The organism is Flavobacterium sp. LC2016-01, from assembly GCF_009711135.1.
Lineage (GTDB): Bacteria > Bacteroidota > Bacteroidia > Flavobacteriales > Flavobacteriaceae > Flavobacterium.
Genome location: NZ_WMIC01000005.1, coordinates 435,791 through 451,238, shown reverse-complemented (window position 1 = coordinate 451,238; position 15,448 = coordinate 435,791). Strand labels below are relative to the sequence as shown.

17 protein-coding genes are annotated in these 15,448 nt (G+C 33.4%); 15 read left to right on the top strand and 2 right to left on the bottom strand.

Annotated elements, in window-relative coordinates; genetic code table 11:
• The first annotated feature begins 97 nt into the window (after positions 1 to 97).
• The 3 genes from GKZ88_RS13135 (at position 98) to GKZ88_RS13125 (ending at position 4,253) form a co-directional block, all read left to right on the top strand.
• Positions 98 to 1,222 (top strand): sensor protein KdpD, encoded by a 1,125-nt coding sequence (locus tag GKZ88_RS13135; RefSeq protein WP_155102814.1) that lies wholly within the window; start codon positions 98 to 100, stop codon positions 1,220 to 1,222.
• A 135-nt stretch (positions 1,223 to 1,357) separates the two neighbouring features.
• Positions 1,358 to 3,076 carry an ATP-binding protein gene (locus GKZ88_RS13130; protein ID WP_155102813.1) on the top strand — a complete coding sequence of 573 codons (1,719 nt, stop codon included), beginning with the start codon at positions 1,358 to 1,360 and terminating at the stop codon, positions 3,074 to 3,076.
• A 415-nt stretch (positions 3,077 to 3,491) separates the two neighbouring features.
• A complete protein-coding gene (locus GKZ88_RS13125; protein ID WP_155102812.1) occupies positions 3,492 to 4,253 on the top strand; it encodes a phosphatase PAP2 family protein in 762 nt (253 codons plus the stop codon).
• Positions 4,254 to 4,376: 123 nt separating this feature from the next.
• Here GKZ88_RS13125 and GKZ88_RS13120 read toward each other — a convergent pair whose 3' ends face one another.
• Positions 4,377 to 5,150 (bottom strand): LexA family transcriptional regulator, encoded by a 774-nt coding sequence (locus GKZ88_RS13120; protein WP_155102811.1) that lies wholly within the window; start codon positions 5,148 to 5,150, stop codon positions 4,377 to 4,379.
• A gap of 98 nt (positions 5,151 to 5,248) precedes the next feature.
• On the opposite strand from GKZ88_RS13120, the gene umuD reads away from it, so the two are divergent.
• The 6 genes from umuD (at position 5,249) to GKZ88_RS13090 (ending at position 10,417) form a co-directional block, all read left to right on the top strand.
• Positions 5,249 to 5,698, top strand: a complete 450-nt coding sequence (gene umuD, locus GKZ88_RS13115; protein WP_155102810.1) for a translesion error-prone DNA polymerase V autoproteolytic subunit — start codon at positions 5,249 to 5,251, stop codon at positions 5,696 to 5,698.
• A gap of 100 nt (positions 5,699 to 5,798) precedes the next feature.
• Positions 5,799 to 7,058: a Y-family DNA polymerase gene (locus tag GKZ88_RS13110; RefSeq protein WP_196216479.1), complete on the top strand. Its 1,260-nt coding sequence runs from the start codon at positions 5,799 to 5,801 to the stop codon at positions 7,056 to 7,058.
• Between the two features lie 42 nt (positions 7,059 to 7,100).
• On the top strand, positions 7,101 to 8,480 hold the full coding sequence (locus GKZ88_RS13105; protein ID WP_155102808.1) for an exonuclease domain-containing protein: 1,380 nt from the start codon (positions 7,101 to 7,103) through the stop codon (positions 8,478 to 8,480).
• A gap of 24 nt (positions 8,481 to 8,504) precedes the next feature.
• Entirely contained in the window at positions 8,505 to 9,131 is a 627-nt protein-coding gene (locus GKZ88_RS13100; protein ID WP_155102806.1) for an alpha-ketoglutarate-dependent dioxygenase AlkB, read from the top strand.
• A 160-nt stretch (positions 9,132 to 9,291) separates the two neighbouring features.
• Complete coding sequence (locus GKZ88_RS13095) at positions 9,292 to 9,753, top strand: DUF1810 domain-containing protein (RefSeq protein ID WP_155102805.1); 462 nt, start codon at positions 9,292 to 9,294, stop codon at positions 9,751 to 9,753.
• A gap of 253 nt (positions 9,754 to 10,006) precedes the next feature.
• Positions 10,007 to 10,417, top strand: coding sequence for an MFS transporter (locus tag GKZ88_RS13090; protein ID WP_155102804.1), 411 nt, complete (start codon positions 10,007 to 10,009; stop codon positions 10,415 to 10,417).
• 91 nt (positions 10,418 to 10,508) lie between these two features.
• Here GKZ88_RS13090 and GKZ88_RS13085 read toward each other — a convergent pair whose 3' ends face one another.
• The gene (locus tag GKZ88_RS13085) at positions 10,509 to 11,924 is read right to left on the bottom strand and encodes an amino acid permease (RefSeq protein WP_155102803.1); all 1,416 of its coding nucleotides are present in this window, start codon (positions 11,922 to 11,924) and stop codon (positions 10,509 to 10,511) included.
• Positions 11,925 to 12,093: 169 nt separating this feature from the next.
• Here GKZ88_RS13085 and GKZ88_RS13080 point away from each other — a divergent pair, with 169 nt between their 5' ends.
• The 6 genes from GKZ88_RS13080 to GKZ88_RS13055 all read left to right on the top strand — a co-directional run bounded on the left by GKZ88_RS13080 (position 12,094) and on the right by GKZ88_RS13055 (position 15,017).
• Complete coding sequence (locus tag GKZ88_RS13080; RefSeq protein ID WP_155102802.1) at positions 12,094 to 12,381, top strand: hypothetical protein; 288 nt, start codon at positions 12,094 to 12,096, stop codon at positions 12,379 to 12,381.
• Positions 12,382 to 12,388: 7 nt separating this feature from the next.
• The gene (locus tag GKZ88_RS13075; RefSeq protein WP_155102801.1) at positions 12,389 to 12,787 is read left to right on the top strand and encodes a DUF5958 family protein; all 399 of its coding nucleotides are present in this window, start codon (positions 12,389 to 12,391) and stop codon (positions 12,785 to 12,787) included.
• A 94-nt stretch (positions 12,788 to 12,881) separates the two neighbouring features.
• A complete protein-coding gene (locus GKZ88_RS13070; protein WP_155102800.1) occupies positions 12,882 to 13,319 on the top strand; it encodes a hypothetical protein in 438 nt (145 codons plus the stop codon).
• Positions 13,320 to 13,343: 24 nt separating this feature from the next.
• Positions 13,344 to 13,763 (top strand): lipocalin family protein, encoded by a 420-nt coding sequence (locus GKZ88_RS13065; protein WP_155102799.1) that lies wholly within the window; start codon positions 13,344 to 13,346, stop codon positions 13,761 to 13,763.
• Positions 13,764 to 14,028: 265 nt separating this feature from the next.
• Entirely contained in the window at positions 14,029 to 14,367 is a 339-nt protein-coding gene (locus GKZ88_RS13060) for a hypothetical protein (protein ID WP_155102798.1), read from the top strand.
• A 47-nt stretch (positions 14,368 to 14,414) separates the two neighbouring features.
• On the top strand, positions 14,415 to 15,017 hold the full coding sequence (locus tag GKZ88_RS13055; protein ID WP_155102797.1) for a DUF4240 domain-containing protein: 603 nt from the start codon (positions 14,415 to 14,417) through the stop codon (positions 15,015 to 15,017).
• Positions 15,018 to 15,448: the final 431 nt, after the last annotated feature.

The window sequence follows — 15,448 nt, the reverse complement described above, 5'->3', positions numbered from 1 at the left end:
GCCATCCGTGTGCTAATCTCAACAATAAGAAATGAAGTATTTTAAATTTTCTCATGAGCTTAATTTACTTAATGTCTTAATGGTTAAACCAAAAAACATGGAAAACGAAAATAATAACGCACAGCACTTTCTCGATTTAATTCAGAAATCACGAAAGGGGAAATTTAAAATCTACATTGGAATGAGCGCCGGTGTGGGCAAGACTTTTCGTATGCTTCAGGAAGCGCATTCGTTATTGAAAAACGGAATCGATGTGAAAATTGGCTACATCGAAACGCATATGCGAAAAGAAACGCATGAATTATTAGCAGGTTTGCCTATAATTCCGAGACGGACCATTTTCTATAAAGGAAAAGAACTGGAAGAATTAGATGTTCAGGCAATTATCAACCTTCGTCCGGAAGTGGTTATTGTTGATGAATTAGCGCACACGAACGTTGAGGGAAGCAAAAATGAAAAACGCTGGCAGGATGTTTTAGAAATTTTGGAAGCGGGAATTAATGTGATTTCGGCGGTGAATATTCAGCATATTGAAAGTTTAAATGAAGATGTAAAACGGATTACCAACATTGATGTTCAGGAACGTATTCCGGACAATGTTTTACGATTGGCGGATGAAGTCGTGAATATCGACTTGACATCTGAAGATTTGATTGCGCGTTTGAGAGAAGGAAAAATTTATACTCCGGATAAAATTCAGACGGCTTTAACGAACTTTTTTAAATCGGAACAGATTTTACAACTTCGGGAATTGGCTTTGAAAGAAGTAGCGAGTCAGGTCGTTCGGAAAGTTGAAAATGAAGTTCCGAATCTTCATGCTTTACGACATGAGAAACTTTTGGCCTGCATTAGCAGTAATGATAAAACGGCTAAAATTGTAATTAGAAAAACAGCAAGACTCTCCAGTTATTATAACGGATTGTGGTATGTTTTATATGTAGAAACTCCGCAGGAAAGCAGTAATAAAATTGCTTTGGACAAACAGAGACATTTAATTAATAACTTTAAACTCGCCGTGCAATTAGGCGCAGAAGTTATTAAACTGGAAAACAGTAATATTACAGATGCGATTTTGGCAACCGTAGAAGAAAAACAAATTACAACTGTCTGCATCGGAAAACCGCATTTGAATTTATTTAAAGTAATTTTGTCTACAACAATTTTTAGACGTTTACTAAACAAATTGTCGCTGTCAAATGTTGATCTTGTTATACTGTCGTAATTTTTCTAACCATTAAGATATTAAGAAAATAAAGGCTATGCTTAATTTTCTCTTTGTAAGTTTCATTAAGTTCAAAACTTAATTTCCTTAATATCTTAATGGTTCAAATAAAAAACTTGTTTTTAAATAAACGTCATGAGAATTAAAACCAAATTGAATCTGGGAGTTGGATTGTTATTTTTAATGATCATCATACTTTCGTTAGTGAGCGGTTATTCTGTTTTTTTGATAAAAGCAGATACCGAGAATATTCTGAAAGCGAATTATAATACGCTGGAATATTCGCGAAATATGATTTTGTCTTTGGATGAAATTAAAGCGAGCCCTGATAGCAAGATTCATGTTTTCAAGGAATATCTTGAAAAACAAACGCAAAATGTTACCGAACCGGGAGAAAAAGAAGCAACCGAAAACCTTGAAAAAAGTTTTACGATTTTAGAACAAAACGGAGCAAACGAAACCATAAAAGCAAAAATCAGACAGGATATTTTTGCGATTATGAAACTGAATCTGGACGCGATAAAACAGAAAAGCGATATTGCCAAACATACCGCCGAAAATGCTAATTTATGGATTGCCATTGTGGGAAGTTTATGCTTTTTGATTGCTTTTAATTTGTTGGTTAATCTGCCCAATAATATTGCAAACCCTATAAAGGAATTAACGCTGAGTATTAAGGAAATTGCGAATAAAAACTATTCAGAGCGCGTTCATTTTACAAGTCATAGCGAATTTGGAGATTTGGCCAAATCGTTTAATACGATGGCGCAGAAACTTCAGGAATATAACGATAGTAATTTGTACAAACTCTTCTTCGAAAAGAAACGACTGGAAACTTTAATCAATAATATGAATGATCCTATTATTGGTTTGGATCATGAAGGAATTGTTTTGTTTGCCAATGATGAAGCACTGAAAATTGTTGGTCTGAAACTGGAAGATGTTATCGGGAAATCGGCTTCAACTCTAGCCTTGTCAAATGATTTGATTCGTTCTTTAATTTTAAAAGAAGATTCAGATTCTCCTAAAAAACAGCCACTTAAAATTTACGCGCACGGAAAAGAAAGTTATTTCGAAAAAGAAATTCTGAACATTACTATTATTCCAACAGGCGAAGAAAAAGAAATCAATATTGGCGATGTGATTATTCTACGAAATATTACGCTTTTTAAAGAACTGGATTTTGCTAAAACCAATTTTATTGCGACAGTTTCACACGAATTAAAAACACCAATTGCTTCGATAAAATTAAGTCTGAAATTGCTTGAAAATGAAAAAACAGGCGACATGAACGACGACCAGAAACAATTGGTCGAAAGTATAAAAGAGGACAGTCAGCGCTTATTAAAAATTACTGGCGAATTGCTCAATTTATCACAATTGGAAACAGGAAATATTCAGCTGAATATTGAAAAAAGTAATCCGCATGAAATTGTAAATTATGCCGTCGAAGCGGTAAAAGTTCAGGCGGAACAAAAACAGATTAAATTAATAATTGATGCCGATGAAAATCTAGAAGACGTAAAAGCCGATAGCGAAAAAACAGGCTGGGTTTTGATTAATTATTTGTCAAATGCTATTCGGTATTCTTCTGAAAAAAGTACTATTCACATTAAACTTAAAAAAGAAAATAATCAAATCGTATTTCAGGTCATTGACACCGGAAAAGGAATTGACGCAAGATATAAAGATAAAGTTTTCGATAAATATTTCCAGGTTCCGGGAAGTCAAAAATCTGGAACGGGATTGGGCTTAGCAATCAGTAAAGAGTTTATTGAAGCGCAAAATGGGAATGTTGGTGTTGAGAGTAATTTGGGATTGGGTAGTACGTTTTGGTTTTCATTGAAAGTATAAGAATAATTGTTAATTGTTAATTGTTAATTGTTAATTGTTAATTGTTTAAACAAAAATATTAAAAGAGCCATAGGCTCGACACATATTGTAGGGCCGGATTTCAATCCGGTTGACAAAGAAATTCCAAAATGCAAAAGAGCTGTGGGCTCGATTCATATTGGACTGGATTGAAATCCAGCCCTACAATATAAATCGTCCCTACGGGACTTTAAAACATGGTTTGATCAAACTTCAACGGATTGAAATCCGTTGCTACAATATGAAAATCATTCCAGCAGAATTTAAAAAAAATAAGCCAATCTTAATCCAACTATCACATTTAAACCCAACAAATTAAAGTTCGCTTAAGGTTGAATTAAGGGAAAAATAGTTCGTTCAGACATTCGTTATTATTGCAACAAAAACAAAAATAACGATGTCCTGCAAAGCTATTCTTCTGCTATTTCTATTCGGATTATTTTCTGCGAATGCACAACAAAATGATTCTATTACAAAAATCGACAGCACCTCCAATCATTTAAAATTCAATTACAAACAATTAATCATTCCGGGTGTATTAATTGGTTATGGCGTGATTGGTTTAGAAAGTGATCAGCTCCTAAGTTTTAATCACCAAATTAAGGATGAAGTTACCGAGGATATTGACGAGAAAGTTACTATTGATGATTTCTCGCAATATGCACCCGCAGCATCGGTTTATGCGTTGAATGCTTTTGGTGTAAAAGGTAAAAATAATATGCGCGACCGTTCTGTAATACTTGTGACTTCGTATGCGATTATGGCGACAACGGTTTTGGGTTTAAAATCGATTTCGCATGTAGAAAGACCTGACGGAAGTTCTAACAACTCCTTCCCTTCTGGACACACCGCAACTGCATTTATGGGTGCCGAATTTTTATACCAGGAATACAAAGACAAGTCAATTTGGTACGGAATTGCCGGTTATGCCGTAGCCACCGGAACGGGATTATTTAGAATTTACAACAATCGCCATTGGTTAACCGATGTTGCGGCAGGAGCCGGAATCGGGATTTTGAGTACAAAAATCGCGTATTGGATGAATCCTTATATTACTAAAAAACTGTTCAAATCATCTTCTGAAAATAAATCAACTTCTATGGTTGCGCCTTTTTATAACGGACAGCAATATGGTTTGAGTTTTGTGAAGGTTTTTTAGATTTTTTTGATTCCGATTGTCACCCTGAGCGGAGTCGAAGGGCTTCATAATATAAAAGGTCTTCGACTCCGCTCAGACTGACATTTTGATTTAAAATAATTCGTGAATTCGTGGCGGAAAAATCTACGTATTCGAAGTATTATTCTTAATCTCCATCACTTCTCTTTTTACTTCCAAAAGCAATTCTTTCATGCTCTCTGTTTCAGATAATGTTTGTTTTTTATCAGATCGGCCGATGTTGCATTCGTATTCCCAAATCTCCAAAATGTCAGAAGCTTTCACTTCATAATTTGGGTAAAAACTATTATCTGATTCTAAAACCAAAGCATTCTTTTTGTTTTTGTTCAGTCGTTTATAAACCATTCCCTCATTTTTGGTAATCAGGATATACGTTTTTCCATCCATCACCTCACCTAGCCTTTCCACATAACGGCCAATAATAATCGAACCATCTTCATGCGGTGGCATCGAATCGCCTTCTACAGGAAATCCACGGTGTTTGCCAGGTCCTAAAAACGGAAGCGAAACCTGTTGAAGGCTTTCAATATATTCCGGATCGGCATAGCCGTTTAGGTAACCGGCTTTTGCTTTTTGGGAAACAATTTCGATATAATTTTCTCCAAAATTATCAACCTGGATGGGTAAAATGAGTCGGTTACCTTCTAGTTTGATCAAATTTTCGATATTAATTTTCCGAATATCGACCGATAATATCAAATCGATACTGGTATGAAAATACAAGGCGATTTTCTTTAAAATGTCATACGGCGCTTCCGAAGTTCCATCTTCGTATTTCACGTATCTTCCTCTTGTAATGCTAAGGTTTCCAGCTAATTTCTCTTGTGATATTTTATGCTTAACCCTCAATGCTCTGATGTTATCTGAAAATAAAGACATAATTAATTTGTTATAATTTGGAACAGCAAATATATAAAAAATTGTTCTTATCTGTACTAATTTTGTGGTTACAAAAAAACAACTTTTTGAAGTGAATTATGAAATTGACAAATATAAATACCACACAATCAATACAATTATACATTCCGGATGTAAGTTCGGAAGTAAAACTGCCTTTTTTTGACGTTGGTATCAGCGCAGGTTTTCCTTCGCCTGCTGATGACTTTATCGAATTATCGATTGATCTCAACAAAGAATTCATCAAACACAAATACACTACTTATTTCGCCAGAGTAAAAGGACATTCTATGAAAAATGCCGGCATCAATGATGGTGACTTATTGATTATTGATAAAAGCCTTGAACCGCAAAACAATAAAATTGCTGTTTGCCAAATTGATGGGGAATTTACTGTAAAGCGTATCAAAATAGAAAAAGAGATCATTTGGCTTATTGCAGAAAATGAAGATTATCTGCCTATAAAAGTAACTCCGGAAAATAATTTTGTGATTTGGGGAATTGTAATTCATTGTATTAAATCTTTTTAAGTTGTCAGTCTGAGCGAAGTCGAAGACCTTTTATACTATGAAGCCCTTCGACTTCGCTCAGGGTGGCAAAATAGAAATAGAAATAAAAAACACATTAGAAATGTTTGCTTTAGTCGATTGTAATAATTTTTATGCTTCTTGCCAAAGAGTATTTGAGCCAAGTTTAAGAGGAAAACCTATCGTTATTCTCTCTAATAATGATGGCTGTGTTATTTCGCGTTCCGATGAAGCTAAGGCTCTTGGCATACCAATGGCTATTCCTGCTTTTAAGTATGAATCTGTTTTTAAAGAAAAAAACATTTTTGTTTATTCTTCTAATTATCCGCTGTACGGCGATATGAGCAATCGGGTAATGAACCTGCTTCAAACTTATACTCCCGAAATCGAAATTTACAGTATTGATGAAGCTTTCCTGAAATTTTCAGGTTACGATTTATTTGATCTGAATGTGCTAGGCTTGAAAATGAGGAAAGAAGTAACACAAGGAACGGGCATTCCTGTCAGTATAGGTTTTGCGCCTACCAAAGCTTTGGCAAAAGTGGCAAATAAAATTGCTCGAAAATTTGCAGATCGTACGCAGGGTGTTTATTGTATTGACTCTGAAGAAAAAAGAATTAAAGCATTAAGGTGGACTAAAATTGAAGACGTATGGGGAATTGGAAGAAAACACGCCAAACGGCTTAAATTAAAAAAAATCAACACGGCTTATGAATTTACCCAACTTCCGGATGCTTGGGTAAGAAAAGAAATGTCTGTAGTTGGGCTTCGTTTAAAACATGAATTAGAAGGAAAACCAACTTTGGATTTAGAAGAAGCCGTTGATCGAAAAATGATTGCCACCACAAGATCTTTCGAAAAAAGATATACTACTTATGAAGAAATTTCAGAACGAATCAGCACGTTTACAGCTTCTTGTGCTGAGAAATTAAGGCGTCAGGATTGTCATTGCAATATGGTAACTGTTTTTATTCAGACTAGTTTTTTAAAAGACGAAAACTCACAATACTCACGAAGTATTACTATCACTACTGATTTTCCGACAAATTCGACAATAGAGCTTAATGAGGCTGCGCAAAAGGGATTTAAAGCTATTTTTAAAAAAGGCTATCGTTATAAAAAGGCTGGCGTAATTGTAATGGGTCTAACTCCAAATAATGAAACGCAGCTTAATTTATTCAAAACATCAAATCCTAAACATCAGCCCTTAATGAGTGTGATTGATAAAATGAATCAGAGTTATGGCAATAATAAAATTAAATTCGGCGTACAGTCTTTAGGACGACAATGGAAAATGAGACAGAACAGATTATCTCCCAAGTTTTCTACTTTGCTCAAAGATGTTATTACGGTTAAAGTTTAAATATAAACAACAGAAAAACAATAAGTTTTACGTTATATACAGATGAAAAATACGGAATATGCCATAGTCGATATTGAAACCACAGGCGGTAATGCCAGTGGCAGCCGCATTACAGAAATTGCCATTATTATTCATGATGGTAAAAATGTACTTGATCGTTATGAAACGCTTGTAAATCCAGAGAAAGATATACCGCTGTCAATTTTTGGATTAACGGGAATTAATAATGAAATGGTTGCCAACGCCCCTATTTTCGATGATATTTCAGAGAAAGTACTGGAAATGCTGACGGATCGCATTTTTGTTGCACATAATGTCAACTTCGATTATTCTTTTGTACGTCATCAGCTGGAACAAGCGGGTTTTAAATGGACCGCAAGAAAACTGTGCACCGTTCGCGCCGCACGAAAAATTAAACCGGGGCTGGCATCGTACAGCTTGGGGAAACTTTGCCATTCGTTAAACATACCGTTAGAGAATCAACACCGTGCTGGCGGAGATGCAGATGCTACCGCAATACTATTTTCTCAATTGCTGGAATGGGACGATGAAGGCGAGATCGCAAAAATGATTAAAATGACTTCGCAAGATCAGCGTTTGCCACCCAACCTGCCTCCTGATGACTTTAACAATTTACCGGAAAAACCAGGTGTATATTATTTTTATAATCAGGTAAAAAAGGTAATCTATGTAGGGAAAGCAATCAACTTAAAAAAACGCGTAGCTTCTCATTTTAGCGGTCATAAAATCAATTCGCAGAGACAGCATTTTTTAAGAGATATTCATGGAATTTCCTTTGAAGTCTGTGCCACCGAATTAATGGCGCTTTTGTTAGAATGCACTGAAATAAAACAGCTTTGGCCCACCTACAATAGGGCATTAAAACGTTTTGAAGCAAGGTTTGGCATTTATCAGTATGAAGCAAGAAACGGATATAAATATTTGGCCGTTGGAAAACTAAGCAAATTTCAGACTTGCATTCATGAATTTAATAGTTTGTATAATGCTATAAATTTACTGAGAGGTTTGTCTGAACGATTTGAAATTGATCAAAGATTCTGCAAATATGCCAGACCTGAAGAAGGAGAACTTCCGCAAAATAATGATCTGAAAAACTTGCCTGATATTGTACTTCATAACGAACAAGTGGACAATGCCATTGATTTTTTATTAAACAATAGGCCCACTTTTGCGATTATAGACAAAGGAAGATCTAAAGACGAACGAAGCTGTATTTGGATTGAAAAGGGACATTTTTATGGAATGGGTTATATTCCTTCGGATATTTCGATTCATGATCCATCAGAAGTAAAAAATTATACGGAACCTTATAAAAGCAATCAATATATCGAGCATTTGATTTTTGCTTTCGCAGAAAAACATCCTGGAAAAGTATTCTTTAACAAGCAGTTTCAGAATTAAGCCAAAATCTTGAAAAATTAAGTTATGACACTATTTAACGACACCGAATTATTTGCGACTGGTTTGGAAGGCAGAAAAATATTTGACATTCCTGACTCAGAACTTATTCTGATCGATAATTTCTTCACTAAAGAAGAATCTGACCGTTTTTATGAAAGAATACTTCGCAAAACTAAATGGAGAGAATATGAAATGGAAATTTATGATAAAACCTATACTGTTCCCCGAATGATTTCCTGGTATGAAGATAAAGATAATCCCGGCGCAGATCCAAAAGGGCCTGACTGGACTTATGACTTATTAACTATTCGAGGCCGCGTTGAAAAAGAAACGCAGCTTGATTTTAACAGCCTCCTTTTAAATTTATACCGAAATGGAAATGACGGTGTAGGCTGGCACAGCGACAAAGAACACAATTCGGGGCCTAATCCGGTCATTGCTTCGGTGACTTTTGGAGAAACCAGAATGTTCAGACTTCGTCATAAATACAGCAAGGAAATTCCGCAGGTTGAGATTCCGCTTCATCATGGTTCTTTTTTATTAATGGCTGGAACAACAAACAGTTTTTGGCAACATCAAGTTCCAAAAACAGCCCGAGATGTTTTGCCAAGGATCAATCTTACCTTTAGAAGAACCAATCGAAAACTTTGATTTTTATAGAATTGAATGATTAGAAAAACTTTTTTTGATAAAAAAAACAGTAAGATATTCCTTCTTTAAAAAGTTAAAACCCACACTGTATGAACCTTTTATTAGGCAAACCCTATCTTTTTTACTACTTTTGCAACCTTTTTTTAAACACATTACCATAATGGCCTATTCAAACAATGATTTAGCGCGTTTTTTAGATGCGCAGAACAAACTTTATCTTACCGCTCTTTCTGAAATCAGAAAAGGGAAAAAAGAAACACACTGGATGTGGTTCATTTTTCCGCAAATAAAAGGTTTAGGCAAAAGTGATACGGCAAATCTTTATGCCATTAATGATTTAAAAGAAGCTACAGATTATTTGGAACATCCTATTTTAGGAAAACATTTAATCGAAATTTCAGAACTTTTATTGACTTTCAAAAGAAAATCTGCTGATGGAATTTTGGGAGATTTAGATGCACGCAAATTACGTTCGTCTATGACACTTTTTTCTTTAGTAGAAAACACAAACCCAATATTTCAGGAAATTTTAGAGGCTTTCTTCTCAGGAGAATCTGACCCTCTTACTTTGTCTATTATTAATTCAACAATAAAATCATCTGCTGAAGCTGTTGCGTTATAAAACAGTTTCCAGATTATTTGCATCAAAGAGACACTGCTTAATTGCAGTGTCTTTTTTTTTGATTTCAAATAAAGAAAATATGATTTTATAGAGTGTTTCTTACTTTTTTTTATTTCTTTGTTATTCTTTACAAGACCGTAAAAAATTAAAACAACAAATTAAAAAACACTATTTACAACTGTCAAAATACTAATTTTCAAGTAATTAATTCTTAACTTGCATATATAAACCTCCTTCAAAACCTAACCAAATCATGTCTGAAAAAATTAAAACTCTCCAAATTATACATCTTGCCATTTGCGCAGGAACAATTATAGCGTATTACATTATAGGCGACCTTTCGATTGAAAAATTACGAATTCCGTCTATCGATACTTCTTCGGCAGTATATATTTTAATTCCTGTTTTAGCATTTGTTTTGAGCAGTTTTTTATTCAAATCTCAATTGAAACAAATTAATCCAAAATTAAAACTTGAAGAAAAATTCCCTATTTATCAAACAGCATCAATTCTGCGCTGGGCAGTTCTTGAAGGTGCTGCTTTTTTGATCTTAATTTTAAAACCAGATTTTATATTATTCGGAATTCTGATTTTAATTTATCTGATTTTCTTAAGACCAACAGCAGAAAGAATTGATAATGACTTATCAGATACTAACAATTAGAAAACAAAAAAAGCGTCTTATAATAAATAAAACGCTTTTTTTATACAAGTATTAAACTTCAAACATGAAACTTGAAACTTGAAACAAAATTTTATTCTTTTGGTTTGGTTAAATAATAAACTGGAATTCCTGCCAGCATTATTAAAACTCCCCAGCCACAGGTTGAAAATTTCGTAAATAACAATGAAATACAAATTGCGGTGGCAACGATGATATATAACATTGGTAAAAATGGATATCCAAATGCTTTGTAAGGTCTTTCTACATCCGGCATTTTTCTTCTTAAAATGAAAATTCCATAGATCGTCAGAATATAAAAAATCAAAACAATGATGATTACAAAATCAAGTAAATCACCATATTTCCCTGTCAAACATAAAGCAGAAGCCCAAATACATTGTGCCCATAATGCCCAAGCAGGAACGCTTGATTCATTTAAAACGGCCGCTTTTTTGAAGAACAAACCATCATTTGCCATTGTATAATAAACTCTTGCCCCAGCCATAATTAGCCCATTGTTACACGCAAAAGTTGAAATCATAATCATAATGGCGATAATCAGGGTTCCAATATCTCCAAAAATATATTGCGAAGCCACAACTGCTACTCTATCCGATTTTGCAGTTGCAATTTCCTGAAGCGGCACAACAGCCAAATACATTAAATTAGTCAAAACATAAATTACCGTTACGATAAAAGTTCCCAGAAATAAACTTAACCCAACATTACGTTTTGGATTTTTAATTTCACCGGCAATAAAAGTAACACCATTCCACGCATCGCTTGAAAATAATGAACCTACCATTGCAGCAGAAATTCCGGTAATCAAAGCCGTTCCGCTAATTGGAAGCCATGAAGTGCTTTCAGCATTATAGGAGCGTGTTGTCCAAGCATCTGCCCAGTTGGCATCCCAAACTGAAGCTTTTGCCGCAAGCGTTAATCCAAAAACGATTAACCCCAGCAATGATAAAATTTTGATTATTGTTAAAACAGTCTGCAGAATTTTTCCGTTTTTTACACCGCGGCTGTTAATGTATGTCAATACAACGATTGTAAAAATTGAAACAAGCTGTGCTGCATTAAGTTTAAAAGAACCTAATTCATACAAAATATTTTCGTCACTGAAAGGCTCATACAAATACGATGCGAATTTTGAGAAAGCCACTCCAACAGCCGCAATTGTTCCGGTCTGAATTACAGCAAAAAAACTCCAGCCGTATAAAAAGGCAATTAATTTATTGTATGCTTCTTTAAGGTAAACATATTGTCCTCCAGCTTTTGGAAACATTGCGCTGAGTTCTCCGTAACTTACGGCAGCGATAATTGTAATTAATCCAGAGATAAGCCAAATCAGTGTCAGCCAGCCGGCAGATCCAACTTGTCTGGCGATATCGGCACTTACGATAAATATTCCAGATCCAATCATAGAACCAACTACAAGCATGGTTCCGTCTAATAATCCGAGTTCTCTTTTAAAATGTTCTTGGTCTTGGTCGTTTTCTTGCATTTTTTTGGTTTTTGGGTTGGTTAAAGATATACTTTTTTTAGAAATTTCAAATCTTGAAGTTTTAAATTCCGATTATTTCATAAACCAAAAAAAATCTCTTTTACGGTTTTCCGCACTTAAATCTTATTTCAATTATTTACATTTGAAATTCAACTTTCACAAAACTAAAATGAATCAGAAAATAATTTTCAAATTACTTGTTTTCATTACTGTTTTCTTTATTATTTATATTCTACAAAATAATTTCAAACAGCATAAAATTCAAAAGACAAATAAAGAAATTGAAACTTTCTATACCGAATTAAACGGACGTTATATTGGAGATTATTTTCAAATTCAAAGAGACCTTCAAATGTTATTTTCGAATAATGAATTAACTTTCGATCAAAAGAAAAGACTTTTATTTACTCAGGATAGTTTGAGAACAGAGTTTGGAAAACTAATTCAAAAGAAATAGAAAAGCATTGAAAAAATCAGAAAAAATAATCAACAAAATTGCACAAGACCAGCTCGAATTTAATGCTGGCTTAGAGCTTTTACTAGAAGGCGATTACAACTTCAAAGAATTATTTGCAACATTGTACAATTATATTTTTAATTCAATTCCGAATAAAACAGATTATAATTCTGAAGCTTATCAAACAGCAATAAACACTATTCCCCTAAAATCAACTTACACTCCAATAGTAATTTTAAAAACATTTCCACCTAAAATTGCTTTTCAAAAATTGGCCTTGCTTCCGATGGAAGAAAATAAAAAAACTATAACTGCACTACTCTGGATTTTTAAAATAACTGATACTGAAAGACGAGATACAGAATGTAAAAATGGCTGTGGGCATTATTGGCATGAAATTGAATAAAAAAACTTCACTAACAAATTAATTTTCAAAATAATATCATTTATAACGCAACCAATTTGAAGTTTACTTATCTTATAAAAAAACCAACGAAATTATGAGAAAAATAATTACACTTTTTATTCTTGCCATCGGCCTTATTTCCTGCAGTTCAGAAACTGATGCTAACTCAGGAAAATCAGGAATTTATGGAAAATGGAATTGGGAAGGTACAAATGGTGGTATTGCTTTTCATTTACATAGTACACCAGCTTCTACGGGAAATTCAATTCAATTAAGTTTAAACAAAGACAATACTTTTTCAATAACTAAAAACGGAAAAATAACTGCTAGCGGTAACTATGACATTACAATGCAGAAATCCATTTTTACAGGTGAAATGGAGAAATTTATAACTTGTAATATCACTGAAAATCTTCAAGAACCACTTGATGTTACAATACGAGGCATAATTACAAATTCAGAATCAAATAAACTTGAAATCGCTGAGAACAATCCAGACGGAATTGGAAGTGGTTTTGTTAGAATTGAATAAGAAATTGATACTAAATAAAATGCTATGAAGAAATTAATCGTTTTATTTGTTTTTGCACTTTTTCAAGTAAGCTGTAATAGTGACAATGAACCTAAAGTTAAAAATACAGGAATAATTGGAACCTGGAAATTAACAGGGCATTATGTTAGTGCTGGTGGACCATCCAATTGGATTCCTGCTGATGACAGCTATACTTATACTTTTAACAGCGATGGCAGCTTCACCTCAACACGGTTCCCAGAATGTAAAGCTGGAACTTATAAAACGGATACAAAAACTTTAACTTTAGTTTATGGCTGCCCTGGATTTACAACCACAATGGAAAAACCAGCAGGAACTTTTATAGAAAACTATACAATAGAAGATAAACAAATGTATTTCTATCATGTCAACTACATGCGTTGCATTGAAGAATGCTCAGACGTATTCACAAAAATTAAATAAGTCTGATTTCACTAAAAACATCATAAAAAAAAGCTGCAAATAAACTTGTAGCTTTTTTTATTGAAAAAACTTTCCCATTTACGTCTTCCCGTAAGTATATAAATTTTCAACTATTTATATTTGGGTGTCAAAACCAAAATAGTTTTTCAGAATTATTTCGCAATACAATATGATAGCCATAGAATGTGAAATATAAATCTGAACAATTAAACTTTGATTCGTTAAAATCAAAAATAAAAACCAAGCCAACCAAAAAAACAAATTTATGGAAACCACCCAAATTGAATCATCAGATACTTCAAATCATCATTACAATTATGCAGCAAATCTGCTAATCAATGAAAACAAATCAGCTCACGAAACAAAAGCCAAACTTGCAGAACAGGGCCTCAGTACTGAAGTTGCTGCTTTAATAGTAGAAAATCTAGAAATCGAAATACAAGAAGCAAAATATGAAAAGGCCAGAAAAGATATGGTTTACGGCGCACTATGGTTTTGCGGCGGGATTATTTTGACACTCGCTGATATTGGTTTTATATTTTGGGGCGCTATCTTATTTGGCGGTATTCAATTTTTTAAAGGAGTAATTAATGTGAATTCCTAAAATATTTTTTTATTAAAATGTGACATACAAACTAATACCAAAAACCAATGGGAATATTTGATATATTTTTTGGTAATACAGAAAAAAACCGCTGTTCTAAAATTATCAAAAACACAGATTATACAGTTTCAGAAGAACTGATGCAGGAAGATTTATTTTGGAAAATCATTCAAAAAACCAAAGACATCTCTGGAGGCAATTTTGAAGAACAGCAAGAAGAACTAGCAAATGAACTCCGAAAACTGACAGCTGATGAACTAATTTTATTTGGAAACAGCTTTCGAAATTTCAGAGGTAAAGCAAATACTTGGGAACTTTGGGGCGCTATTTATATTATTCATGGAGGCTGCAGTGATGACAGTTTCAGCGATTTTCGCGAATGGGTAATTGCGCAGGGAAAGGATTTTTATTACAAGGTTCTCGAGAATCCAGAATCGCTTGCAGAAATTGAAACACATTTAATAGAAGAATTTGATTGGGAGGGCTTTGGCTATTTGCCGGGCATAATCTTTGAAGAACTGACTGATCAAAAAATGCCTTATCCATTTCAGGAGAACCATATAACAACCGGAAAAGAATGGAATGAAGACAGCGACGATTTAAAGCAAATGTTTCCAAAACTTTATGCCAAATACGAAAACAACATTTAGCATAGTCTTTCAAAATATAACAATTTGATACACTTAGAATTATCAATCATTTTTTAATATGCAACACGTTTAAATTTATGAAATAACTTTACTTTTAAAAAAAAGCTGCAAGCAGAACTTGCAGCTTCTTTTGTTATTAAAACACACTTAAAAAAGAAAAAAAGATCCATTTTATTCTTACATTTTTTTATAAATTATTTTTTTTTAACTTTCTAAAAAAATAAAACAAAACCTTTTCTTGTAATTGTTTTCAAAACCAAGAATCGTTAAACAAAATTATGCTTTGAAATAATTATTTATTCGTAAAATGATTATTAAAAATGAATATACTTTCGTCAAAAAAATGTTTTAAAAAATTTTAACTAAATTATAAATACCTGATAAACAATAGATTAATTTAAATAAATTCAAAATATTCCGAAAATAAAATC

Excerpts from the sequence above, each read along its gene's own strand:
- GKZ88_RS13120 (WP_155102811.1), bottom strand. The coding sequence starts at position 5,150 with ATGTCTTTATTTTCAGATAACATCAGAGCATTGAGGGTTAAGCATAAA.
- GKZ88_RS13105 (WP_155102808.1), top strand. The coding sequence starts at position 7,101 with ATGAAAAATACGGAATATGCCATAGTCGATATTGAAACCACAGGCGGT.
- GKZ88_RS13125 (WP_155102812.1), top strand. The coding sequence starts at position 3,492 with ATGTCCTGCAAAGCTATTCTTCTGCTATTTCTATTCGGATTATTTTCT.
- GKZ88_RS13135 (WP_155102814.1), top strand. The coding sequence starts at position 98 with ATGGAAAACGAAAATAATAACGCACAGCACTTTCTCGATTTAATTCAG.
- GKZ88_RS13090 (WP_155102804.1), top strand. The coding sequence starts at position 10,007 with ATGTCTGAAAAAATTAAAACTCTCCAAATTATACATCTTGCCATTTGC.
- GKZ88_RS13095 (WP_155102805.1), top strand. The coding sequence starts at position 9,292 with ATGGCCTATTCAAACAATGATTTAGCGCGTTTTTTAGATGCGCAGAAC.
- GKZ88_RS13100 (WP_155102806.1), top strand. The coding sequence starts at position 8,505 with ATGACACTATTTAACGACACCGAATTATTTGCGACTGGTTTGGAAGGC.
- GKZ88_RS13085 (WP_155102803.1), bottom strand. The coding sequence starts at position 11,924 with ATGCAAGAAAACGACCAAGACCAAGAACATTTTAAAAGAGAACTCGGA.
- GKZ88_RS13110 (WP_196216479.1), top strand. The coding sequence starts at position 5,799 with ATGTTTGCTTTAGTCGATTGTAATAATTTTTATGCTTCTTGCCAAAGA.
- GKZ88_RS13055 (WP_155102797.1), top strand. The coding sequence starts at position 14,415 with ATGGGAATATTTGATATATTTTTTGGTAATACAGAAAAAAACCGCTGT.
- GKZ88_RS13130 (WP_155102813.1), top strand. The coding sequence starts at position 1,358 with ATGAGAATTAAAACCAAATTGAATCTGGGAGTTGGATTGTTATTTTTA.
- GKZ88_RS13065 (WP_155102799.1), top strand. The coding sequence starts at position 13,344 with ATGAAGAAATTAATCGTTTTATTTGTTTTTGCACTTTTTCAAGTAAGC.
- GKZ88_RS13060 (WP_155102798.1), top strand. The coding sequence starts at position 14,029 with ATGGAAACCACCCAAATTGAATCATCAGATACTTCAAATCATCATTAC.
- GKZ88_RS13070 (WP_155102800.1), top strand. The coding sequence starts at position 12,882 with ATGAGAAAAATAATTACACTTTTTATTCTTGCCATCGGCCTTATTTCC.
- umuD (WP_155102810.1), top strand. The coding sequence starts at position 5,249 with ATGAAATTGACAAATATAAATACCACACAATCAATACAATTATACATT.
- GKZ88_RS13080 (WP_155102802.1), top strand. The coding sequence starts at position 12,094 with ATGAATCAGAAAATAATTTTCAAATTACTTGTTTTCATTACTGTTTTC.